Consider the following 24,096-nt stretch of genomic DNA (forward strand, 5'->3'; position numbering starts at 1 on the left):
TGTGTTTTCTGGACAATTAAATATGAATTCGACCACCCTAATGGAGAATTGAAAATCGTACTTTATTTCATTTAATTCATAAATTCGCCACAGGAGGCCGTATACTTTCCTGTGGCTTTTTCACGCCCAGCCATAGGAGAACTGTATCTTCCTGTGGTTTTTTTGCGCGATTTTTTAGTCTCTTACATTATTTTTCTAAGAAAGGAGCAACATTCAATGACTATTAGCGTATTGTTTTTAAGTATTACGATTCAAAGAAATATAATTTCCAAAGATGAAATTCTTCATAATGAGCAAATTGAAAAAGCTATGAATGATGTTAAGGAGCGCCAAGCACTTTACTGTGATCACCTGTAATTCCTTTTCGAAAGGAGGAATTCATTTATGACTTTTCATATTTTCTTTTTTACGACTGTACTTCAAAAAAATAATTTATCTGAAAATGAAATCAATCGTAAACAACAGTTAAAACAACTGACTGATAAAATAACTGACATTAAAAGTTCATACTACACTCAAATGTATTAAAAATATATTTTAAAGGGGTAATATATTCATGAAATTTAAAGCATTCTTTTTAACAATCACTATTCAAAAACGTAAGCTCTCACAGAAAGAGATTTTACGTGAACAACACATTCAAAATATTATGGACGAAGTAAAAGAGCTTCAATCTTCTTATTACACTCGTCTTTTCTAAATCACTTATAAAGGGGTAATTATTTTATGAAATTTAAAGTATTCTTTTTAACCATTACCATTCAAAAAAATAAATTTTCCGAGTCTGAAATGCTTCATGAGCGACAAATTAATCAGGCTATGGATTCTGTAAAAGAAAGACAAAGTCATTACTGTAGTCACCTGTAATTCCAATTCGAAAGGAGGAATTCACATATGAAGTTTCACCTATTCTTTTTAACGATTACGATTCAAAAAGAAACAATATCTCAAAATGAATTAAAACAAGAAAGACAATATAAACAAGTTATTGATGAAATTCGAGATCGTAGAAGCAAATACTACACTCACCTTTAATCGTTTAACTATATAGAATTGAAAGGAGTCGATTATGATGATGATAGCACGCTGTAAGGAAATGATTTGGATAGTTCAGAGGGATTCCACATAGTTTTATAGAGCTTATATCACACAAGTTCATCGCTGAATTTGATGTATAAAAAATATATAATAAAATCAAATCAACCCGCTTTTAATTATTTTTTTATAAACAAAAGATACACCACTTAAAAAGAGGTGTATCTTTCTCAGGTTTTACTATTTCCGATTACTTCTCTTCGTTTTAAACAATCTCACTAAGTTTGAAACAACTGTTTTTGTTACTGCATAAACTGGTACTGCTAAAATCATTCCGATGATTCCAGCAAAGTTACCTACCCCTAAAATTAGGATAATAATTGTTAATGGGTGGATGTTTAATTTCGAGCTCATAATACGTGGTGAAATAATATTACTTTCAAACTGTTGTACAATTGTTACGATAATAATTACGTATAAGGCTTGCATCGGAGATACGAACAGTCCTACAATAACAGCTGGTGCTGCTCCGATAAATGGACCTAAGTTAGGAATGATGTTTGTAAATGCTGCAATAATTCCTAAAACGAAAGCGTACGGTAAATCGATAATTAAATAACCGATAAAAGTAAACGCACCTACAAATATACAAACGAGCGCTTGCCCTTGAATATATGCAGATAATGTTTCGTTCGTTTCCTTAATGATACGAAGCCCCTCTTCACGGTAAGACTCTGGTAATAAACTTACCGCTTTTCCTGGAAAGGCATGTCCATCTTTAAACATGTAAAATAAAATGAACGGTACAGTAAATACAACTAATGCAACGTTCGTGATAATACCAAATAAAGCCGTTGCACTCGACGTAATTGTATTTGGTATATCTTTTAAGTATTCAATCGCATTTTTTTCAATTGTTTCAATGGAAACGTAGTTTTGTGTAGATAACCATTCAAACAACCTATGATGTGATAATTCTTGTATGTATACTTTTCCTTCTTTTATGTAGCCTGGCATATTTTTTACTAAGTCCATTAGCTGTTGTGAAATCGTAGGAACAACTACTCCAACGCCAACCGCAGTTAATGTTATGATAAAAAGATATAACAGCAATATCGCTAAATTTCTAGGTACTTTTTTATTCTCCAAAAAGATTAATACAGGATTAAATATGAAGTATAAAAAAAGCGCGATTAAGATTGGGAAAAATAATGTTGATATGAAGATACCAATCGGTTGAAATAAAAATGATATTTTTGTGCAAATAAATATGATTCCTACAACCATTAGCACTTCTAATGTCCAAAAGTGCACTTTTGATTTCAAAAAAATGGCCTCCTTTAAACTAGCACTTCTCTTCATTGTACCAAAATAAGTATGAATTTCACATAATATTTTCCTTTACAATATTCCAAAATACCAATAAATACACTACAATGAGATTACATACAAATTTGCAGGTAAAGGTGATAAAAATGACACAATGCATCATTTGCAGAAAAGATACGAAAGAACTTAGTGAACAATATGTCATTCCAGAAATATTATGTGGATATTATTTCACAAACTCAATTTGTGATACTTGTCATGAACAAATGACAACAAATATTGATCGTCCTTTAATTAGGCATAAATTGAGTCAATTTAAGATTGAACAAATGAAAAGACAAATTGATTCCCCACTCTATACGAATGAGCACGGTGAGGAACTTGCGGCTGCTGAGACTGATGTTGTCGAAGTAAGCGACGAAATTCTTTATTCTAATGCATTAATTATGAAACTATGTAAAAAGCACGATATTTCCTTACATAATGAAATTTGGAAAGAGGAACGTGTAACGAAAGTAGCCAGTTCTATTCAACGTGAATTGCTATTGGATAACCGTAAATATAAAATGAGTATATTAAAAATGGCTTATACATTCGCTGTACAAACAGTTGATGGCTACTTTGAAGATCAAGATGCGATTGATATCTCTACCATTCTCTCAAATGCAGATTTCGTGGAACTAAAAGAAAAAAGCATTGTACGTGATTTAAGCAAAAGTTCTTTATGGAATACGCTAAATACAAGTAGTGAAAATCATTACTTTATTTTACTTAGCGATAAAGACGGTCTGTTTTGCTTCATTCGTTTGTTTGACATTTTTGATGTTGTCGTTCATTTATCAGAAAAAAGATTTGACCTTCCATCACCCATTGTCGGTGTAAATAATGTGAATACACAGAAATTTTATGTCCAAAGTTTAAAACAGTATATGGATGGGCTGTTTAAAGAAAAAGCACCTACTATATAACAGAGACCAGAACATACGGTCTCCTTTCTTGATGAAAAGACACTGTGTTATAATGAGTATGAAAAGAACAATACAATCACATAAACCAATTATAAATTGTATATAAATAAAAAAGACTAGTGTGCGGCTACACACTAGTCCACGTAACTTAGCAGATTGGATTGTTCATTTATCCTATTTGTTTCTTACAAACAAAACAACCCACATTCTATAGGCATAGGTGGGTTGTTATTTTTTGAGCTTGTCTATTAAAACGACGACGAACGTTAACAATGCAACGAGAAACAGTCCACCCTGCAGTAGCAACGCTATTTCACTCACGTATTATCACCCCCCTCCTACTCGGAGAAGTGATAATTGAACAACCAACCGCACCTTAAGTTACCCTTTAATTTTACCATATTTTCTAATAATTTACGATGAAAACCCGCAAGCGAATAACTTGCGGGTTTTTTATCTCGTGTTAACAGGCAGTAAACAAAATGAAGCAATAAATAAGTGAAACTTTATTTCTCACTATTTTTTTAATGCATATGCATCAGCAATCATTTCACCAACAATTTTATTTTCTTCTTTCTTCTCGTCTTTCAATAATGGGAATAACAATTCTGCCACTTCATACGCTTCTTCTAAATGCGGATATCCTGATAAAACAAACGTATCAATTCCTAACGATTCATATTCTTTTATCCTTTCTGCTACTGTATGCGGATCGCCTACAAGTGCAGTACCTGCCCCACCTCTTACAAGTCCGATTCCAGCCCATAAATTAGGGCTTATCTCTAACGACTCTCTCGTACCTTTATTTAAATGGGTCATCCGTTTTTGACCAACCGAATCATATCTTGCAAATGTCTTTTGAGCAAGCTCAATTGTTTCATTATCCACATATTGAATTAAACGTTCTGCCTCTTCCCATGCTTCTTCTTCTGTTTCTCTTACAATTACGTGTAATCTAATGCCAAATCGCACTGTACGCCCCTTCTCTTCTGCAAGTTTTCTTACTTCTTCTATTTTCTCTTTCACTTGCTCTGGCGGCTCTCCCCACGTTAAATATACATCACTATGTTCAGCTGCTACTTCTTTTCCAGCAGCTGACGATCCTCCGAAATATATAGGAGGATATGGCGTTTGAACTGGTGGGAATACAACTTTACTATCTGTAACTTTAATATGTTTTCCTTCTAAAGAGATCGTTTCACCTTGCAATGTCGATTTCCAAACTTTTAAAAATTCATCCGCTGCTTCATATCTTTCATCATGATCAAGATATAATCCATCTCCTTGTAGTTCAACTGGATCTCCTCCAGCTACTACATTAATAAGCAGCCTCCCATGTGAAATTCTATCAAATGTAGATGCCATCCTCGCTGCAACTGTAGGGGACATTAGTCCTGGTCTCACTGCTACTAAAAATTTTAGTTTTTCTGTTTCAGCAGCAAGAGCTGAAGCTAACACCCAAGGGTCTTCACATCCTTGACCAGTTGGAAGTAAAACACCCGTATATCCTAAATAATCAGCTGCCGCAGCAACTTGCTTATAATAAACATATTCAGCTGCTCTTCCTCGTTTTGTCGTTCCTAAATATCGACCATCTCCATAAGCCGGAATAAACCATAATAATTCCATACCTTTACACACCCCTTATTTATTTTGAATCGTATACTAACACATTCTATATAAATTACCCCTAATAATTTATATGTTAATTCCCTGTCTCACCTTTAAAGTTATCTCGCCATCTTAAAAACTTCACTTCTAGTAAACGTACTAGAGAGTCAGAAAACTTCCCAACAAATGCAAATATAATTATGCCGACAAATACGATATCTGTATTTGAAAATTGCCTTGCATCCATAATCATATAGCCAATACCTTCTGTAGACCCCATAAGTTCTGCTACTACTAAACTCACCCACGCAACACCTAACGATAACCTTGCTCCTAGTAAAAGGTTAGGCAATGCAGCTGGTAAAATTAGTTTCGTGATTAATTTTCTTTTACTAAACTCTAACACTCTCGCAACATCAAATAACTTTGAATCCACACCTCTAATACCTAAAAATGCATTTACGTATAAAGGAAAAAATGCACCATCTGCAATTAATAACACTTTTGATGTTTCACCAAAACCGAACCATAATACGAAAAGCGGCGCAACAGCTAAATGAGGTACAGTTCTTAACATTTGCACAGATGGGTCTAAATATTGCTCACTTCTCGTTGAAAATCCAACAATCGTTCCTAAAATGATTCCTAAGCCCCCACCAATAAAGAAACCAGCCGCAGCCCTGAATACACTAATACTTAAATGGCCGAATAACTCTCCTGTTTTAATAAGCTCTTGGAAAGCTAGAAAAATATCTAATGGTGTTGGTAAAACTGTTTTAGAAACAAGACCGAATACGCCAGCCAACTGCCAAATTATTAATATAATAACCGGTATAGTAATCGCCCTTACTAAAACTTTTACATTTAACTTTCGTACCTTCTTTATGCCATTTTTCTTAATCGTTATACTCGCTGGTTTCATAACAGCTTTCGTATTTTCCACTTTACAAAACCTCTTTTCACTTCGCTTTCAATGCTTTTTCTACGAAAGAATTATCTACAACTTTTTCCGTCTTAATTTCTTTCTTTATAGAACCGAGCTTATATTGAAAATCCGCAGTCTTTTGTTGTTCTGCTATTATTTCCTTAGTTACCGGAACTAAAATTGGTTTGTCGTGATTAAACACTTCTTTTACAATCTCTGCATCTATCTTTTTTACAGAAGTGTATACTTTTATTACTTCATCTAAGTTAGCATCTTGCCATACACGTGCTTTCTCATAAACTTTGAGGAATTTCTCAACTAATTCTGGATGTTCTTTCGCAAATTTTGTCCTCGTAATTAAAAATTCTGGTGAAGAGACATTTAATGTTTCACCGTCTGCAATCACCTTCGCACCTTTATTTAACGTATGTAATGATATGAAAGGGTCCCAAATCGCCCATGCATCTACTGATCCTGATTCGAATGCAGGCTGCGCTTCATCTGGTTGTAATTGAATGACATTTACATCTTTTGCATCAATACCTTCTTTATCAAGTGCTCGATATAATAAATTAAAGGCACTACTTCCTTTTGCTACTGCAATTTTTTTACCTTTTAAATCTTTTACACTCGCAATCTTACTATCTTTTTGAACGAGAATTCCAGTTCCTTTTCTCGCATAACTTGTATTGGCGATTTCGGTAAATCCAATACCTGCTGCTTGCGCTGAAATGACTGGAGAATTCCCTACTTCACCAAAGTCTAACCGGTTTGATGCGATTGCTTCAAAATAAGGAGGTCCACTTTGGAACTCTGTCCATTTCACTTTAACTCCTTCTTTTTTAAACTCCTCTTCAAACCATCCCTTTTTCTTTGCTAGTAATAGCGGGCTTAATCCTTGCTGTATACCAATTTGTATTGTTACATCTTCTTTCTTACTACTTGCTGTACTTTTTTCACATCCTAACAAACATACTGATATAGCTAAAGCAAAAGAAAGAATTTTTAATTTTTTATACATATAAAATCACCCTTTTCCTATATACTTGTTTGAATCAACCCTCCATATTCAAACTGCTGTAATACTTTCGTTCGAAGTTGTTGGAACGATTGAGAAGTTTTATTTCGCGGATAAGGCAAATTATTTTCAATCACTTTATGTATTTTCCCTGGTTTTGCACTCATAATGATGATTCGGTTTGAAAGATATATCGCTTCGTCTATATCATGTGTAACGAATATCATTGTTGTTTTCTTCTGCTCCCAAATATTTAGCAATACTTCTTGTAAATGACTTCGAGTAAAAGCATCCAGCGCTCCAAAAGGTTCATCAAGTAATAATACATTTGGATCTCTTAATAACGCTCTCGCTATCGCAACACGTTGTGACATCCCGCCTGAAATTTCTTTCGGATACGATTTTTCAAAGCCATCTAACCGAACGATTTCAACCCATTCTCTTACCTTATCTTTCACATACTTATCTTTTAACGATAAATCTGCCGCTATATTTTCTTCAACTGTTAACCATGGAAAAAGCCTATGTTCTTGAAAAATAAACCCTTGTTTCTTGCTCGTTTTTAAGATAGGCTCCCCGTCAATAACAACTTCCCCTTCAAAATCATTATCTAGACCGGCAACAATTTTTAGTAATGTACTTTTTCCGCACCCACTCGGACCAATTACTGTAACAAAATCCCCTTTCTCTAATTGAAAATTAATATTCTCTAATACTTGAACAGTACCAGTTTGTTTCAAAAAATATTTTGATACCCCATCAATTGAAACAGTCATTTCTTCTCCTCCTTAAAATGATTCATATAAATGAACAGATTCAGTATTTGTGCAATAAAAAAACCAAAGGCATTTTATCAACAGATAAAATGCCTTTGGTTTCTCCAATCAGCAATACGTTATGGAATTAAGTACATATTATACAAATATTTCCGATAAGTCAACTAGGTTTTATCAAAACATACATATGATTCGTTTGAATATTTTTACTGTTGTTTATTTGAACGATATCATTTACTTACTATTTTTTCTGATTTTTAATCCACTGTAACCAATAAGAAAACTCACACGTTAAATGCATTTGATGGGATTTAATAACTAAGCGACGAAATTTCTACAAAAAAAGAGTAATTTCAAGAAATATGCTACTAACCTTAGATTTATTAAAAAAGTTAGATCATATAACTTGAGACTACTCATTCCCATTCAAAATATTTATGTAATTAAATTTTATTTCCTCTGCACCCTGGCTGTCTCCAAAACTATTGGTGGCAGCTCTTTTTGAATGATTTCTTTTAATCCATAAAGAGCTTTCCTCACATAACCACCTTCGAAATTCCCTAATGGTTCTGGTAATTCATCTTCATCCAATATGAAGTATTCTCCATTTGGAAGTACCATAATATCGATGATTAAATCTTCAAAGGAAACCACTTCATCTTTTATTTGTGTGTTTTTTACAATATTAAAATAGGAACCTAAATACTTTCCTTTTATATCTCTCCATACGTATAAATTGTACGGACGCTCTTTCCAGTAATATGCGATTGTATAACTTCCTTTTGGGATTGTTAACTTAGTATCATTTGCAGTCATTGTAAATGAATACTGCACCTCGTGAAATAAAACAATACTTTGTGATTGCTTTTCAAGTAATAAGCAATTGTGATCTACTATTGTTGAGTTATACCGGATTTTTCTTTCTATAATTTCAATTTTCGATGTAAGTAACTTATTCATTATTTTGTTTCCCCTTATGCTAGTTCTATCCTCAATTATATCCATTTATGTAGTGATAAAGAAGTGTATAGTTTTTTATATAATGATTTATAAAAGTATATAATAAAAACTCCTTCTTATTTAGAAAGAGTTTTTCACTATCCATGTTTCATATTTTTTCACTTCTAACGGAAGCTCATTTGTTTTTATGTAACTAACAGCACTATTACTCATGTTTTAACTTTTCCTTAACCGCATCATAAAATTTTCGTTCTTCATCAACATTTAAGTAAACACGACTTACTGTTTTAGAAAAGCCGTATAACAACTGCGCTTTCACTGGCTCTTTTAATGTTATTTCAAAAGTAGCAGGTTCTTTTATGAACTCCATAACAGTTGCATCCAATACCTGTTTCCTTTCTTTTGCCGTTAGCAATTCACCCTTGTAGAACGCAATATTATCAATTTGTGTAAATGGCATAACAATTTTCTTTCCTAATCCGATTTGAATGACTACTTGTTCTTCTGTTACGACAAGGGGATTTTTGGGCATCGCTTGTATTTCAGCTATAAAATAAATCATCGCGTATACATTTAAAATAAGTAAAATCCATGCTATTACTGGATTCCACTGATGTAGTAAATAATGAAAACCAATGCTTTCAATTATTGTTGCATGAATAATCATGATATACACACCTATAGCACCAGTCTTTTTATGATATGAGTATACAGATTTACCTGTTGGTACTTTTTCACGCCACGATAAAAACGCATAATAGATTAACTTACACTCTGTTAGAATGACATCTACTAACTTACTTCTTTTCATAGTAGCGTCAAACGCTGCATCAATTGCATAAGAAAAGGAATAATTTTCTCTTCTATATTCTTTATATTTTTTTATTATTTTAGGAAGCACTCTAACAATTTTATAGAGAAGGAATAATTCTAGACCTACAAATGCAATTTCAGCCGCAACAATAATATAAGAGATGAATGAAAAAGCTTGTAAATAGTCACTTGGAATAATAAATCTCGCAAAAATATAACCAGCTATTACAACAGGAACTATATACGTTAACGAGTATCTTTTTCGAATAATGAAGAAATACGTGATGATTGGAATGACAAACATGCAATCTAATAATGACCCAAGCACAACTTCTTTCGGCGCAACTGGTACAATTGGAAGGGCATACAATAAATAGTTTGGTAGCATAATTAAAAAGACGAGTCCAATCCAAACACCTTTTCGCCTTCGTGATAGTGTAACCTCCATACGTTCACTCCTTTATTTAAAAACCTCATTTAAATGGTCTTTATAAAATGAAATGGCACGTTCAAATTCTTTTACTTCCTCTACTTTCACGACAGTTTCAAGTAATAATTTCATCGCTGATTCGTGATCGTTTACGTTATATTTTGCTAATGATAAAAATACTTTCATCGGAGCGTTCTCTGGGAATTTTTTCACCCCAGCTTCTAATACTGTAATTGCCTTTTCATATTCCCCTATACAACGATATGTACTTCCTAAACCAATATAAGCACCGCAAAGCGATTCGCCATCAAGTCCATTTGCGATTGCCTGCTCATAATACGGAACTGCTTCTGTTTCTAGCCCCATTACATCATGTATCCACGCACACTGATACAGTACTTCTGCATCCTTTGTAAAGTTTGTTAATCCTATAAGCATCTCTTTAGACTGCGCATATTTCTTTTCGTTTCTAAGTTTAATAGCTTGCTTTAATAAATGTTCCATAGAATCCACTCCTCACCAATTATTCTGTGTATAGCTCTTGATTGGTATACGCTTCACATTCGTGTAAAAGTAAAATTCCCACCAATTAAAGTTTCGCTTACTTATTACTATGCGGATTCATTCTCATCTAAAAACTTAATTTTAAAAAGCAGTGACACGATTACATAATAACTCTAAGCTTTTGACAATTTCTTTCGCTGTTTCATCTTTCCCATTACACAACTTCCCTTTACCATCCTGTCCAATTACATAATGCACAGCTCCGCGCGAATATAAAGAATGTGGTGAATTCGCAATCATTACATTCGCCCTTGCTTCTTTCATTCTATTTTTTGCTCTTTCAAACAGTTCTTCTTCATTTAAATCACTTTCAAGTTTAAAACCAACAAGTACTGTTTCTGGGTCCCATTCTTTTATTTGTTTTAATACTTTTGGAGCCTTTTGAAAGTGAATAATCGGTGCTATATCACTTGAAATTTTTCCGTTCATATTAAGAACATTACCATCTTGATCACAAATTTTCTCCACAATCCAATCTGATCCAGCCGCTGCCATAATGACTGCATCAATCTTTTCATGTGATATGATACTTTTCATTTTATCTTGTAAATCAACGATTCCTTCAAATGGATGTAATTCTAACCCTCTATGTACATCACTCGGTTTCTCCGCAAAATAACCGTGTAAATATATAACATGTGCCCCTTTAGCTAGAAGTTCTTCTGCGATTATCCTTCCGATTGTACCTTTGGCCATATTCGTATGCCCGCGTACTTGATCCCATTTTTCTAGACAACCACCGCTCGTAATTAATACCTTTTTCCCCTTCATTGTAACCATCCCTTACTAATTTTTCTTACGAAACCATTCTGTTCCAAAGTCAACTATATCACGCTGTTTCATTAGACGACACATTGCATTCCCTATCTTCCCATTTTTTACAGTTCCTTTTCGCTCAAACTCCACACCAATTTCTACAAACTTCTCAGATTCGTAATCCATTTCAAAAAACTCTTTCCACACTCTTTCACCGTTTTCTATAATAGGTGCTCCTACTTGTATTAACTCACATGCACCAGAACGCACCTCGGATAAATGAACAGACGTATTGGAATCATATCCAACACCAATTAATAATACGTACCCGTCTAAATCATATATTTTTCTTAATGGAGATTCTTCTCCAAAGCTCATTGATAACGAATGGTTCATTGTTATTTCTACTGCATGTTTTCCCCATGCAGCAAAACTTCCTAACGGATGATTACTACGTACTACATTCGGATATGTACGAAAACATTCAACTATTTCACCCATTCCCCTTGTTGGGGTTATACGTGAATCAAATGCTGGGACGTTATCTCGGATAATTTGCCACCAGTCTTCCGGTACAGGTGGTCTTGACCAATGTTTCGGATCGGACAAATCCGAAGATTGCGTTGGCATTATTATCGTTCCTTCTTCCGTAACAACTTTCATTAATGCTTCTACTACAGCAACCGCACCACCAGATATCCACCCGATAGAACTTAGTGATGAATGAACGATAATTGTCATTCCTTTTTCGACTCCTAATGCTTTTAAATCTTTTGTTATTGTTTCGATTGTATTTGGAAATTGTGTACTTGCTACTATTTCATTCATTTTCATATTGGTTCCCCCACTAGCTACGTAAATTTAAACTTTTATATAAATATATTATCATATTTTTCTTAATTTTTAACTTAATCATTTTTCATATCTATAAAAAATGGTAATATTATTACACAAAAAAATTTTTAAATTATAATATCCAGATTTAAAACACAAAAAGAGAGTGAAGATTTTACATCCAACCATAAAAAGCTGTTTTATACATAGACGAAAGAGCTCATCACAAATGATGAGCTCTTTGTTTACTTTATCCTTCAATTGTAACCCCAGTAAACATTGATAAGTTTCCCGTTATTTTCTCACCTACACGTAAAAATAAGCCTGCTGCTCTTCCGCTTATACAGTGAGAGCCAATTAATAGTTTACCAGTATATGGACCATCCCATGTGTCAATGGTATAGTCAGGCATTTCTATGTATTGCTGGTATATCTTCCTTTGTTCAAAGTAATACTCTGTTTTATCTTCAGCTAATAATTCATCATTTTCGTATATAGATACTCCGCCACCTTCACGACCAAATACAGGTTTGGAAACGTATGATTCATGTCTTTCTAGAAATCGCTTATTTGAAAAATATGTTGGTAGAAAGTATTTATAAATAATGTCTTGCTCTTCTTCTGTAAAGAAAACACTTTCTTCATAAAGCTTCCAAATTAGTGCGAGTACACTTTTGTTTTGCATAACAAATGCGGCTGGCGGATTAATAATTTTCACTCTTTCTTGCGCAATATGATCTAAAAATTGTAAACCAATCCTTTTTCCATTCTTATCAACGTCCGTTACTAAATACTCTATTGGATACAGTCTATATAAATATTTTATTTTTTCTCCACTCGGCGTATATATACCATCTTCCGCAACGACAATGTCTTGTATTCCTACATAGTCCGTTGACTGATTTAAGCAATACGTTCTTAAAAACTGAACCGTTTGACTATCTTCATCGTGCCAATCATAACTAGTAAAATATATCGTCTCTTCAGGGCCTATATGATAGTCATGTTTAATTTGTTCCCATGCCTGCACAATATGCTCTTCTATATGGTTTGGGTGATTTACATCATGATAACGGCATAACACTTCATTTGCGACAGACGGTTCTAAATAGCCTGTTGGCGTATCACAATTTACTTCTATTAATTTTATATCGTCACCATTTACGATAAAATCAAACCTTGTAAAATATGAAAATAAACCATTATGTTTCATTCTCGCCATTTCCCACGCTTCAGCTGGGAATCCAAGTTTTTGAAAATCTTCTGTCGTATTTACAATATATTGATACGTTCTATATAACACATACATGATTTCTTCTGTCGCTTTTGAGATAGCAGTATAAGTTTTTGCTGGCATGCGATACATCCCTGTTGCCATATATTGATTCCATTCTTCATTCTCTAACAGACTAGGCCAAGTGAAACCATTCCTACTAGCCTCTTCTGCAAGTGAAAACCATACTTTCATATACTCTTCTTGCTCTCGTTCTGTATACATTACTCCATTACCCTTTCGTTTTAGGATCCTGCTGGCGCTTTTGCGTTTCCAATTCCACTTGAACCAGAGTTTACTTTCGGTGTTTGCGTAGTAGATGATTTTGGCGTATTTGTATCTGGTGTTACTTTATTGGATGGATTTGGCTGCTGTTTATTTAAATCTACTTTATTGGAAGTATTATTGTTACCGTTAGAACCACCAGTATAACCACCGCTACTACCGCCACCTGTTCTACGCTCATCTTTTTCACGATATGGAATAACATTATTTGCATACGGTTTCTTCATTAAATTTGGTTTTGCTGTATAATTCATATTTGAAGTTCTACTCGCTAATAAATATCCTGCTACAAATGGAAGTATCGGTAAATGAGAGTTTTCATGATAAGATGAAAATGACGGATTATTTTCCTTGCATAACTCATCTTTCTCTACATTTTCATTGGTTGGGGCTTTATCATCACAATTTAATGTTTCTTGTTCATTTCTTTGTTTTGCACCATCTGTTTTAACAGCTGTACTTTCTTGCTGAGCAGTTTCTTCTTCATAATCACCACAACCTGTTAATAAAAAAGATGACACCCCTATTGAAGTAGCTATTTTTATAAACTTACTTTTCTCCATTCTCACGTGTTATACACCTATCTTCTTTTATCTATATTTTTCCAGATACCTATATTATATAATGAAATTATTATTTTTTTCAAACTATATTCAATATGTACAATTATATATTTTCATGCTATTTTTCCATGTAACAATGAAATCTTTCTATCCCTGGATATTTTTCTCCTAAACTTTTAACTTGAAAACCAATTCTTTTATAAAATTCTACCGCCCCATCGTCTGTCTCTGCTTCTATATAAGTCAATTGGTATACTCTTACAATCTCTTTAATCATTTGTAGTGCAATTCCTTTTTGACGATAATCTGGAGCCACTGCTATATGACATATTCGTGCTTTAGTTTCTCCGATTATTTCAATACCTAGACAAGCTTTTTCTTTATATTTGTACAAAGTCCCTTTATTACTTTGATAAAATATTATTGCCTTCTTTAAGCTTATTTCATTTGGACCGACGGCATATTGTAGCACATTTAATATTGAATCTTTTTCAATTTGTTCAACGCGATGTATATTCATACTTTCATCCCTTTCTATGAAAAAAAGACTAACTCTTAATAAAAAGAGCTAATCTCATTACGCCGTTATTTTTTCTTCTTTTTTTACAACGACAGCCACATAACTATGAAGTATCATTCCAATAATAACGAGACTCATACCAATCCAAGATAATGATGACGGAATTGGTGCAGATAACCAGATCAGCTCTCCTACTAGCGCAAATAAAACTTCACCAGACTGCGTCGCTTCCACTGTTGCTAATTTTTGCGGATCATCTTTCACAAGATCTGTTGCAAAGAAAAATAATACTGTCGCGATTAACCCAGAGCTAACTGCTACAATAAAACATTGAAAAACTTGGCTACTTGACGGTAATCCGCCTGTTGATACTTCGTAACCAGATAATAAAAACCAAAATGGTAAACTTGCTAATGTCATACCGAGTACTCGCTGAAATACATCTAATTCCCCTTTACAAACTTGCATCATTTTTCTATTTCCAAGAGGATACGCAAATGCTGCAATAAGTACAGGAACTACACATAAAACGGTTTCACGAATACCTAATGAAGAAGCATGTTCTGCTTGCATGAGAACAACACCGAATAAAATAATGCCCGACATAACTAATTCCTTCATCGGAAGTTTTTTATGTAGTGGATCCACCGCAAAAAATGGTGTTAACAAAATCCCTGCAACGATTGTAATTTGCCATGTTGATGCAACAAGCCAACCTGGTCCGAACGCTCCAGCAAAACTAAGCGGTGCATAAAAGAGACCAAATCCAACGATACTCCACACTAACCATTCTTTCGGATTGTTTTTCATATATTGAAAGAGTTGCTTTAAGTTCCCTCTATACATAACAATAAGTAATAGCATTGGAACCATAAAATAATACCGTAATGATGCACTCCAAATCCAGCTTCCACCTTCTAAGTCCATTGCCCTGTTTAAAACAAAAGTAAAGGCAAAGAAAAATGATGCCAATATCCCTATAACAATTGCTTTCATTGTAAAACCCCTTGTATTTAATTTTTTATCTCTATGACATATATTTTAGTATACGCGATGAAAAATCTACATACAAACTTACATTTCACTTTGGGATGATGAAGGAATTGTAGTAGATTTACATGGGAATAAAGTACATTGGTATGAAATCGAGGCCATTACATATCAAAATTTTCAAGGGTCAAAATCTACTTTAATCTCGACCCACTATACTCACCATGAAAATATACACATCCGCTATAAAAGATGGCTACCAACTATTGCACATTCAATTTACTGGTTTTCTATTGAGAAACCAAAAGATTATCATAAAAATTTAATGATAGCTTGGGAAGAAAAGCGAACGAATAAAAACAAACGCCTCCTTTAATTATTATTTAGGGGCGTTCGTTCATTCAAAAATTAAAGAATATGTAGTTTATATTCTCTGTATAATTTCCTCAAACGACTGATATGAGCTTGATGATACCGATTATGATCTGCTATATGCCATATTCACCATCTTATTGTCGCAGTTTCGCCTTTTTCATACAAAACTTCCTCTCTTAAAAGAACAACACCATATGTTCATCATCACTATACACACCACTCATTTTTATAGCCCTTTTTTCAATTCCGTATGTTTTAAATCCCATTGATTCATATAATCGTTTGGCTGGTTCGTTCGTTGACACAACCCCTAAATTCAATTGCTCTAGCTTCATCTCTTTTGCCCTTTCAATTGCTTTACGTATTAAATCACGTGCAAGACCACTTCTTCGATTTTCAGTATCTACATACATTGCAACGATATGTCCTTTATGCTTATATGCGTCTTTTTCTTCTGTTAATAAAGTAACAACCCCAACTAAACGATTTTCATTATTAAAAGCACCAAATGTAAAACTACTATTGGATGAAAGATTACTAGCAACTCGTTCAAGAGGATTTTCTTGACGTACTGCTTCTTCATAAGTCGTTATAAATGCTTCTGGATTTACTTGTAATGCTTGTAAACGTAACTCCCAATATTGTTTTGCATCCGCTTTTGTAAGTAATCGAATCATTTTATCTTCCCCTTTTTAATTTACATAATATTTTTATAGGCTACTTTTTTGATTCATACTCTTCTTTTAATATACTGTAACGATTGCGATGAATGAACTTCCCCTGTCTCAATCGATCATTTCTCATTAACCCTTCGCATACAAATCCGGCACTTTCATAACTCTTTTTAGCTTTTGTATTATCTTCATCTACACGTAACCAAATTTTCTCCAATTCAAACTGAGAAAAACCTATTTGTAACATGCTGTTTAGAGCTGCCATTCCAAATCCTTTACCCCAATAGTCTTTATTTCCAATCGCAATTCCTAGTTCAGCATTTTTATTTGTTTTATCAAAATTTTTAAGGTCTACCCATCCAATATGTATACCTGCCTCAGTAACGATTGCCCTTTGTTCATAACCATTTTTTCGGCTTATACAAGCTTCAATCCAGTTTCTCGTATCTCCACGAGTGAACGGAGGATATTGATCTGGTACGACTAAATGCTTTGTTACATCTCTATCTAATGACCATTGATAGCGATCTTCTACATCATCTAGTTTCAATTCTCTTAATTGAACATATGGTACATTCATTTTTCTCTCCCCTTTTTATTTACCAATAGAAAATCCTTCGAACACTCTTCCACCATACTGTTCTAACGTCTTTTCTATAAAATGAATTAATTCATTTTTCTCTCCCGTTTTATAAAAATGATCAAAAGCGGCTACAAATTTGTTTGCATATTGCTCATCATATCTTCTTAGCACTCTAATAAACCATTTTGAACTCCCAAGCCACTTACCATTTACTCTTAATACATATTCATGTACTAAATCCGCTAATAAATTAGCGATAAACAATTCTTCTTCTCTTTTTGTTGCACCAATAAAGTCATCTAAAGTATCCGTAATAAAATATCGCTTCTGCTTAATCGTTTCTTCGGTCCATTTAGCTGGTCCTTTATGTAGTAAATCATTCGCTTCTTTTTTTAATTTCTCAACAATTTCCTTTTCACCTTTTAATGCAATCCCTTCCGAAACTAATTGTGGTAACGACGGTCTCCCTCGATCACAATCCATTTTGAAAAAGGTTTTATATGTTTCAAAATTATGAACAAACACCTCAACAGGCCATCCATTACTATAGAAAGATTCCCTATAGCAAGAAGTTAAACTTTGGTCAACTATTACAATATCAAGGTCAGATGTTTTCGTCGCTTCTCCTCGTGCAACGCTTCCGCCGAGTAAAGCTACATCACAATTAGAAAATTGTAATGTAATTATGTTTTGTGCTGCGTCAATTGCTTTCATAACCGATCCTCTTTTCTTATTTCACTTTCTTTTTTTCAGCTCTTTCTCTCGCTTTTTTTATATAGCTTTCTGCATCTGGTGTTTTACATGATGTTGCACCGTGATCAACCTCTACTTTTCCAATTTCACGTGCAATTTCAATCGCTTGTCGCTCTAAGTCTTCATTACGAATTCCTATTGCGATTAAAGCACTATTCATCGCTTCTTTTTTTCTATTTTTTTCATTATGTATATTTTCTTTAATCTCTTCTAAGTACGGAGAGAAGAAATCATCATGTAACGTTTTATTTTTAATCGCTATATTTGCTAATAAAGACCAGCCAGCTCTTCCAATCCATTCATCATTAGACTTTGTCCACTCTTCCATTCTTTCTATTGCAATTGGCGAAGTACATATAGATGTCATAAGAACATCCATCAAACAGTAATAATCAACATCCTGAATCCAACTATTAAGCTGTTCTGTCGTTATTTTTTTCGGATCTAAAATATAAGTTGCTAATGTCATTGCGTCCATATTTTTCGTTTCCCACAATCCAACTGCTAAATCATGATCTTTTTTTATCTTCTTTTTTAACAATTTTAAATTCGCAAAACTAACTCCAAATAACGGCTCTTTCGCTCCGTGGTTTTTATACGTTTTTCGATTTTGTTCTGTTCCATATTCCTCTAGTTGCTGCATTACTTCCTCAAGTAACATATACCCACCTCTTTATCTTTTATGTTGACTGTATATATGTATGTACGATATATTCTACATTACTTTTTGGTTTTCCTATATTTATTTTTAAAATACGGTATGTGAAATTTTTAAACATTGCACAGCTACACCATCAAAAAACTATACATGTTAAACATACAGTTTTTTGATGGTATCAATTTTCCGTAGAATAAGATATAAACTACGAAAGAACTTTTAATGAGATGTGTATTTCCAACATGTTTAGAAAACTCTTTAAAATGGTTTACTATCATACTTTTATACCTCCTTCATAAATTATGTTTACTACATTTATTCTTAGCCAAAATACTTTCTACATTTTAATAACTCTCTCAATAAGATTTTCTTATATAAAAATCCCTACAAACGCTGTAGGGATTTATGTCTAAATCATTTTGCTACACTCTATTTCATATGAAAATAGTTTCCTTATTCAGATGCATTCATAAGCACAATTCTCCAACCATCTGGATCCTCTATTGTGGTTCCTTTCTCTATCCAATACGGGTTTTCTGGTTCCACCTCATGATAGCCGATATTACTTAATCGATTCACTATCTTTTCAATTTCATCTTTATTAGGCATATAAAAAACTAGTAAATTATCTTTTGTCGGTGCCGGACATGGACTTCCATTAACATGTGTAGTAAACTCCAAATGATACTCTTCATCTGGTAATCCAAACATAACCCCGTCATATCCTTCGTGATTGTGAAATTCCCCTATACGTTTTAGTCCTAATCCTGTTTCATAAAAACTGATCACTTCTTCAAATTTATCTGTTGGTCTTGCAATTCTAAATTGAACCCAATTCTTCATGCAATTCTCCTCCTTTTCATTTTTCAAAGCTTTATAGTAATTAGTATAGGTTACATATATTCCCTTTAACATCCCTCATTAGTGTGAGCTTCCTAAGTTGAAAGATCTATTAGTTAATAAACAATAGGACTTTAGTATAAATTGCTATTTTGCATTGTTTCTAATGTTATCCATGACTGCCCAATTGGATTAACATATGGCCTTTCCTCATTACAAATTTTACAGGGAGAAGGTGCTTCTTCATTTTCGGGATACTGTACTCCACATGTAGTGCAAATATAATTATTCATATTCCCGCTCCTTTTTTCATATAATTGTTTCTTTACCAATATTTTAATAAAAATCAAAAATATTCGAATCAATATTTGGAACGAAAACGAAGTGATACGAAAGTATGATTTGGTGATTGAAAGTTTAAATAATAAAGGTTAAATTCATTCTATTTTTCAAAACTGCAATTGATATAAAATCTTGCATACTTTTGGGTAAACTTTTTTACAAGTGTAAAAAAGTTTCTTTGCATTTCCCTACCTATAATTGCTAATATAGTAGAGTAGAACTTTTATAGAGAGAAGGAAAATTATGCACAATGGAATTCGAATGACAACTTTAGTAAAAAGGGCTATGTTAGTTTGTGCGGGAGTATTATTCACATACGAAGCGGCTTTTGGATCAGTACATACTGCTTTAGCTAGTACAGAGGATGAAGCAAAATCTGTTCAACTTGTAAGTGAGATTCAAACATCTCTTGCTCCGAAAGAAGCTCCAAAACATTATAACGGGCAAGTTAGAAAAGTCGCTTATTTAACATTTGATGACGGTCCTGGAAAATACACAGCTGAGCTTTTAGATATGTTAAAGAAAGAAAATGCAAAAGCAACATTTTTCCTAATTGGTTCAAACGTAAAAGCTTTCCCTGATCTTGTAAAACGCGAAGATGCTGAAGGCCACTACGTTGGGATGCACAGTATGACTCATAACTACAAAAAACTTTACACTGAAGGTCATTACGTAGATGAAATGAAGGAAGACCAAGGCTTAATCGCTGGTGTTTTAGGTAAATCACCAGTATTAACTCGTCCAGCTTACGGCTCTATGCCAGGATTAAACGAAGGTCTTCGCAACAAAGTTGTAGACAATGGCTTAAAAGTTTGGGATTGGACAATTGATTCTTTAGACTGGAAATATAACAAAATGCAAGTTGATGCTGCATCAGCTAAAATTGTAGAAAACGTTCTAGCTCATTCTACAAATCCAACAGAAGTTATCCTTATGCATGATATTCATCCACAATCAGTAAAAGCAGTACCTGGAATTATTAAAGGACTGAAAGAAAAAGGATATGAATTAGAAGCATATAATGAGAACGAACACTTCCCATTAAACTTCTGGCATGATAATCGTATGTAATGAAAAGACTTGATCCCCTCTAGTAGGTTATCAAGTCTTTTTATCGTTTTTAGAATTTCCTTATAGAGAAAACCTATACACGCTTGCACCATATCAATATTATACGTCCCTTCCCTTTTATCAAATAAATTTAACTTTGAAATATCACATGCTATCTTTAACCTAGTTTAAATAAGTAGATGTTATATAATCGTATTTATAGTGCAAACTGAAGAAGCTTGGAATCAATTTAAGAAAGAAACGCGATAAGTAAAAAACTACAAAAGCGACTTATTCAAAATAAAAACATACATATCAGAATACAGTCAAAAAAGGATTGAATATACAATTTCAATCCTTTTTTATATTATCAACACTTTAGCACATATTACTCTTAAGGAGTGATATGTATATGGATTTTCTTTCACCTGAATATTTGTCTGCCTTGCTTGCCATTATTGTAATCGATTTAGTGTTAGCCGGAGATAACGCCATCGTAATTGGATTAGCAGCAAGAAGATTACCGAAAGACCAACAAAAGAAAGTTATCATTTGGGGAACTATTGGAGCAATTGCCATTAGAGCCCTCGCTACCTTAGTTGTCGTTTGGTTATTAAAAATACCTGGATTACTCCTAATTGGTGGTGTACTTCTTATTTGGATCGCTTACAAGCTGATCGCTGAGGGCAAAAATCATGATATTAAAGCCGAAGAAGGATTTTGGTCTGCTATTAAAACTATTATTATTGCTGATGCGTTAATGGGCATTGATAATGTACTCGCTGTTGCAGGAGCTGCCCATGGTAACTTTTCTTTAGTAATCATCGGATTATTAGTGTCTATTCCAGTAGTCGTATGGGGCAGTACATTAATTTTAAAATGGGTGGATCGTTTTCCTGTCATCATTACGATCGGAGCAGCCGTTTTAGCTTATACTGCCGCGAAAATGATTGTAGATGAGAAATGGTTCGCTGGATTTTTCGAAAGTAACCCTTTCGTTAAATGGGCATTTATCATTATTATCATCGTCGGTGTAGTTTTCTTCGGAAAGGCAAAACAAAAAGCAACAGCTGGTTCTGTCTCATAATGATGGTATATTTACAAATAAAAGGCGCTATTCATATGAATAGCGCCTTTTATTATTTATTTAGCTTCCCCTTCCGGAGTCGTTTTTACCTTCGTTTTGTTTTTATCACGGTTGTTATAGTTATACTTCGAACGATCTACTGGAGTGAATCCTTCCGGTGTGTAGAATCGTAATAAGTCACCATTTACGACTTGGTCAGAGTATTTTAGTGAGTTTTGAACCATTTGTTCATTTTTCTTTATTTCATCTGTAAATTCTACAGGTTTTCCAGTAGTTGTATCATAGTATTTGCCGTTTAGTGCAGTAACTGTTGGGCTTACGTAGTTACCGTTACGGAACGCAACGACTTGTTTATGATCTGGTGATAATAAATCAGAACCGAATTGAACATAATTCTTTGTATCTGTACCTAGTAAGTGTAATAGCGTTGGAAGAACGTCAATTTCACCACCGTATTGATGTTGTACGCCACCTTTCACTCCTGGTACACGAACGATTAATGGTACACGTTGTAACTGTGCATTTTCAAATGAGTTCATTTCTTTACCCATTACTTTTGACATTGCTGCATTATGATTATCTGAAATACCGTAATGGTCTCCGTACATAACAATAATTGAGTTATCATATAAACCAGATTGTTTCAAGTAATCGATGAAGCCTTTTACAGATTCATCTAAATAGCGTGCTGTTTGGAAGTACGTATCTACTGATGAATCACCTGTTGTTGCTGGTTCAATCGTTGCTTCTGCCTTATCGATTGGATAAGGGAAATGGTTCGATAACGTAATAAACTTTGTATAGAACGGTTGTTTCAACGTTTGTAATAACGGAATAGATTCATTAAAGAACGGTTTATCTTTTAATCCGTAGTTTACTACGTCTTTTTCATTCATATCGTAGTATGACGCATCAAAGAATTTATTAAAACCAAATGATTTATAAATATCGTCACGGTTCCAGAATGTTTTGTAGTTACCGTGGAATACTGCTGATGTGTATCCTTGTTGTCCTAAAATAGCTGGTGCCGATTGATACGTATTATGAGATTTCGTTGTAAAGACAGAACCTTGCGGTAAGCCAAACATTGAATTCTCTAACATAAACTCCGCATCAGATGTTTTCCCTTGTCCTGTTTGATGGAAGAAGTTATCAAAGTATAGTGTATTCGCATCTTTTGTAAATGAGTTTAAGAACGGTGTAACTTCTTGACCATTTAATTTGTAATCAATTAAGAAGTTTTGGAATGACTCTAAATGAATGTAAATTACGTTCATTCCCTTTCCTTTACCGAAATACTCAGGATTTGGACTTGCATAAGTTGATGTTAAATAATTTCGTACTTCTGTCATATTATCGCCATCCGCTAATGCTCGTTCTGTCGATGCTTTCGCACTTTGAATTCCATCATAAATTGTGTAGTTGTATGCACCTAAATATTTCACAATATAATTACGGTCAAACGTTCTTGTTAATAATTCAGGACGGTCAGACTCTGCAAGACCTAAGTTAACACTGAATAATAAAATACCTACTACAAATACTAGAGATAATTTATGCTTCGCAACACGAATTGGTTTTGGATTTGCAAATTTTGTTGCGACTAACACAATTAATATAATCGTGTCTAAGAAGTATAATGGATCATAAAGATGTAGCAACGCAAGAATACTACCACCTAAATCTCCAAAGTTATTCGTTTGTGTTAATGTCGGGAACGTAATAAAGTCACTGAAAAAGCGATAGTATACTACGTTTGCGTATAAAAGAATCGACAATAACAAATTAATGATAATTAACCAAATATAAGATCGTTTCCCTTTTGCAAATAATGCAAGTCCTAAAAATAGAACTGCTGAACTAAGCGGGTTAAAAAACAGCAAGAATTTTTGGATTGTGTTTGAAATTCCTAAATTGAATTCCGTTACATAAGCTGCATATGTTTTGAGCCACAATAAAATAACGGCAAACAGAAAGAATCCAAAATGATTGCTTAACACACTTTTGCTCTTTAATAAGAACTGTTTCATTTCTCCACCTCTTTTGATCATCCAAGGCTTATTTTTTTATAAGTCTGTCTCTCT

Annotated in this window: 29 protein-coding genes and 1 pseudogene; 8 read left to right on the plus strand and 22 right to left on the minus strand. The window is 33.7% G+C overall.

The window, feature by feature from the left end; genetic code table 11:
- The first annotated feature begins 216 nt into the window (after positions 1-216).
- From QO049_RS05115 to QO049_RS05135, 5 genes are read left to right on the plus strand one after another with little or no spacing between them, the layout of a single operon-like run.
- Complete coding sequence (locus QO049_RS05115) at positions 217-357, plus strand: YrzI family small protein (RefSeq protein ID WP_000156176.1); 141 nt, start codon at positions 217-219, stop codon at positions 355-357.
- Between the two features lie 27 nt (positions 358-384).
- Positions 385-528 carry a YrzI family small protein gene (locus QO049_RS05120; RefSeq protein WP_000142715.1) on the plus strand — a complete coding sequence of 48 codons (144 nt, stop codon included), beginning with the start codon at positions 385-387 and terminating at the stop codon, positions 526-528.
- A gap of 28 nt (positions 529-556) precedes the next feature.
- Positions 557-700, plus strand: a complete 144-nt coding sequence (locus QO049_RS05125) for a YrzI family small protein (protein ID WP_000668961.1) — start codon at positions 557-559, stop codon at positions 698-700.
- Between the two features lie 26 nt (positions 701-726).
- The gene (locus QO049_RS05130; RefSeq protein WP_000669805.1) at positions 727-867 is read left to right on the plus strand and encodes a YrzI family small protein; all 141 of its coding nucleotides are present in this window, start codon (positions 727-729) and stop codon (positions 865-867) included.
- Positions 868-894: 27 nt separating this feature from the next.
- Complete coding sequence (locus QO049_RS05135) at positions 895-1,035, plus strand: YrzI family small protein (RefSeq protein ID WP_000668497.1); 141 nt, start codon at positions 895-897, stop codon at positions 1,033-1,035.
- 240 nt (positions 1,036-1,275) lie between these two features.
- Here the strand turns inward: QO049_RS05135 and QO049_RS05140 are convergent, their stop codons facing one another.
- Positions 1,276-2,361 carry an AI-2E family transporter gene (locus QO049_RS05140; RefSeq protein ID WP_000837892.1) on the minus strand — a complete coding sequence of 362 codons (1,086 nt, stop codon included), beginning with the start codon at positions 2,359-2,361 and terminating at the stop codon, positions 1,276-1,278.
- Positions 2,362-2,510: 149 nt separating this feature from the next.
- On the opposite strand from QO049_RS05140, the gene QO049_RS05145 reads away from it, so the two are divergent.
- Complete coding sequence (locus tag QO049_RS05145; RefSeq protein WP_000189710.1) at positions 2,511-3,332, plus strand: HNH endonuclease; 822 nt, start codon at positions 2,511-2,513, stop codon at positions 3,330-3,332.
- A gap of 228 nt (positions 3,333-3,560) precedes the next feature.
- Here the strand turns inward: QO049_RS05145 and QO049_RS05150 are convergent, their stop codons facing one another.
- The 20 genes and pseudogenes from QO049_RS05150 to QO049_RS05245 all read right to left on the minus strand — a co-directional run bounded on the left by QO049_RS05150 (position 3,561) and on the right by QO049_RS05245 (position 19,536).
- Positions 3,561-3,653, minus strand: coding sequence for a putative holin-like toxin (locus QO049_RS05150; RefSeq protein ID WP_001289320.1), 93 nt, complete (start codon positions 3,651-3,653; stop codon positions 3,561-3,563).
- A gap of 195 nt (positions 3,654-3,848) precedes the next feature.
- The gene (ssuD, locus tag QO049_RS05155; RefSeq protein WP_246960263.1) at positions 3,849-4,961 is read right to left on the minus strand and encodes an FMNH2-dependent alkanesulfonate monooxygenase; all 1,113 of its coding nucleotides are present in this window, start codon (positions 4,959-4,961) and stop codon (positions 3,849-3,851) included.
- 76 nt (positions 4,962-5,037) lie between these two features.
- A complete protein-coding gene (locus QO049_RS05160; RefSeq protein WP_000432134.1) occupies positions 5,038-5,886 on the minus strand; it encodes an ABC transporter permease in 849 nt (282 codons plus the stop codon).
- 16 nt (positions 5,887-5,902) lie between these two features.
- Positions 5,903-6,889 (minus strand): aliphatic sulfonate ABC transporter substrate-binding protein, encoded by a 987-nt coding sequence (locus tag QO049_RS05165; protein WP_284489194.1) that lies wholly within the window; start codon positions 6,887-6,889, stop codon positions 5,903-5,905.
- Positions 6,890-6,906: 17 nt separating this feature from the next.
- The gene (locus QO049_RS05170; protein WP_000218582.1) at positions 6,907-7,662 is read right to left on the minus strand and encodes an ABC transporter ATP-binding protein; all 756 of its coding nucleotides are present in this window, start codon (positions 7,660-7,662) and stop codon (positions 6,907-6,909) included.
- Between the two features lie 450 nt (positions 7,663-8,112).
- Complete coding sequence (locus QO049_RS05175; protein ID WP_069605051.1) at positions 8,113-8,622, minus strand: ribonuclease FAU-1 family protein; 510 nt, start codon at positions 8,620-8,622, stop codon at positions 8,113-8,115.
- Between the two features lie 205 nt (positions 8,623-8,827).
- Entirely contained in the window at positions 8,828-9,883 is a 1,056-nt protein-coding gene (locus QO049_RS05180) for a hypothetical protein (RefSeq protein WP_284489195.1), read from the minus strand.
- A gap of 12 nt (positions 9,884-9,895) precedes the next feature.
- Positions 9,896-10,369: a tetratricopeptide repeat protein gene (locus QO049_RS05185; RefSeq protein ID WP_000400636.1), complete on the minus strand. Its 474-nt coding sequence runs from the start codon at positions 10,367-10,369 to the stop codon at positions 9,896-9,898.
- 141 nt (positions 10,370-10,510) lie between these two features.
- The gene (locus tag QO049_RS05190) at positions 10,511-11,200 is read right to left on the minus strand and encodes a phosphopantothenoylcysteine decarboxylase domain-containing protein (RefSeq protein ID WP_000676724.1); all 690 of its coding nucleotides are present in this window, start codon (positions 11,198-11,200) and stop codon (positions 10,511-10,513) included.
- A gap of 15 nt (positions 11,201-11,215) precedes the next feature.
- Positions 11,216-12,019 carry an AAC(3) family N-acetyltransferase gene (locus tag QO049_RS05195; RefSeq protein ID WP_000783343.1) on the minus strand — a complete coding sequence of 268 codons (804 nt, stop codon included), beginning with the start codon at positions 12,017-12,019 and terminating at the stop codon, positions 11,216-11,218.
- A 250-nt stretch (positions 12,020-12,269) separates the two neighbouring features.
- Complete coding sequence (locus QO049_RS05200; protein ID WP_000287883.1) at positions 12,270-13,517, minus strand: glutathionylspermidine synthase family protein; 1,248 nt, start codon at positions 13,515-13,517, stop codon at positions 12,270-12,272.
- 20 nt (positions 13,518-13,537) lie between these two features.
- Positions 13,538-14,146, minus strand: coding sequence for a hypothetical protein (locus QO049_RS05205; protein ID WP_001242222.1), 609 nt, complete (start codon positions 14,144-14,146; stop codon positions 13,538-13,540).
- Between the two features lie 112 nt (positions 14,147-14,258).
- Positions 14,259-14,660, minus strand: a complete 402-nt coding sequence (locus QO049_RS05210) for a GNAT family N-acetyltransferase (RefSeq protein ID WP_098208241.1) — start codon at positions 14,658-14,660, stop codon at positions 14,259-14,261.
- Positions 14,661-14,717: 57 nt separating this feature from the next.
- Complete coding sequence (locus QO049_RS05215) at positions 14,718-15,656, minus strand: DMT family transporter (RefSeq protein WP_000644587.1); 939 nt, start codon at positions 15,654-15,656, stop codon at positions 14,718-14,720.
- A 402-nt stretch (positions 15,657-16,058) separates the two neighbouring features.
- Positions 16,059-16,205 (minus strand): annotated as a pseudogene (locus QO049_RS05220) (DinB family protein); the annotation flags it as partial.
- Positions 16,202-16,702, minus strand: coding sequence for a GNAT family N-acetyltransferase (locus QO049_RS05225; protein WP_246960274.1), 501 nt, complete (start codon positions 16,700-16,702; stop codon positions 16,202-16,204). The pseudogene QO049_RS05220 and the gene QO049_RS05225, both read right to left, overlap by 4 nt.
- A gap of 40 nt (positions 16,703-16,742) precedes the next feature.
- Entirely contained in the window at positions 16,743-17,279 is a 537-nt protein-coding gene (locus QO049_RS05230; RefSeq protein ID WP_246960277.1) for a GNAT family N-acetyltransferase, read from the minus strand.
- Positions 17,280-17,294: 15 nt separating this feature from the next.
- On the minus strand, positions 17,295-17,996 hold the full coding sequence (locus QO049_RS05235; RefSeq protein ID WP_000643682.1) for a nucleotidyltransferase domain-containing protein: 702 nt from the start codon (positions 17,994-17,996) through the stop codon (positions 17,295-17,297).
- Positions 17,997-18,012: 16 nt separating this feature from the next.
- Complete coding sequence (locus QO049_RS05240) at positions 18,013-18,696, minus strand: DNA alkylation repair protein (RefSeq protein ID WP_000923455.1); 684 nt, start codon at positions 18,694-18,696, stop codon at positions 18,013-18,015.
- A 450-nt stretch (positions 18,697-19,146) separates the two neighbouring features.
- On the minus strand, positions 19,147-19,536 hold the full coding sequence (locus QO049_RS05245; RefSeq protein ID WP_284489196.1) for a VOC family protein: 390 nt from the start codon (positions 19,534-19,536) through the stop codon (positions 19,147-19,149).
- A 582-nt stretch (positions 19,537-20,118) separates the two neighbouring features.
- On the opposite strand from QO049_RS05245, the gene QO049_RS05250 reads away from it, so the two are divergent.
- Entirely contained in the window at positions 20,119-20,946 is an 828-nt protein-coding gene (locus tag QO049_RS05250; protein WP_000551444.1) for a peptidoglycan-N-acetylglucosamine deacetylase, read from the plus strand.
- A 391-nt stretch (positions 20,947-21,337) separates the two neighbouring features.
- Complete coding sequence (locus QO049_RS05255) at positions 21,338-22,012, plus strand: TerC family protein (RefSeq protein ID WP_048567567.1); 675 nt, start codon at positions 21,338-21,340, stop codon at positions 22,010-22,012.
- 56 nt (positions 22,013-22,068) lie between these two features.
- On the opposite strand, the gene ltaS is transcribed toward QO049_RS05255, so the two are convergent.
- Positions 22,069-24,042, minus strand: coding sequence for a lipoteichoic acid synthase (gene ltaS / locus QO049_RS05260; protein WP_000808774.1), 1,974 nt, complete (start codon positions 24,040-24,042; stop codon positions 22,069-22,071).
- Between the last annotated feature and the right edge of the window lie 54 nt (positions 24,043-24,096).

This window comes from Bacillus sp. RB3 (genome assembly GCF_030164735.1).
Taxonomy (GTDB): Bacteria; Bacillota; Bacilli; order Bacillales; family Bacillaceae_G; genus Bacillus_A; species Bacillus_A cereus.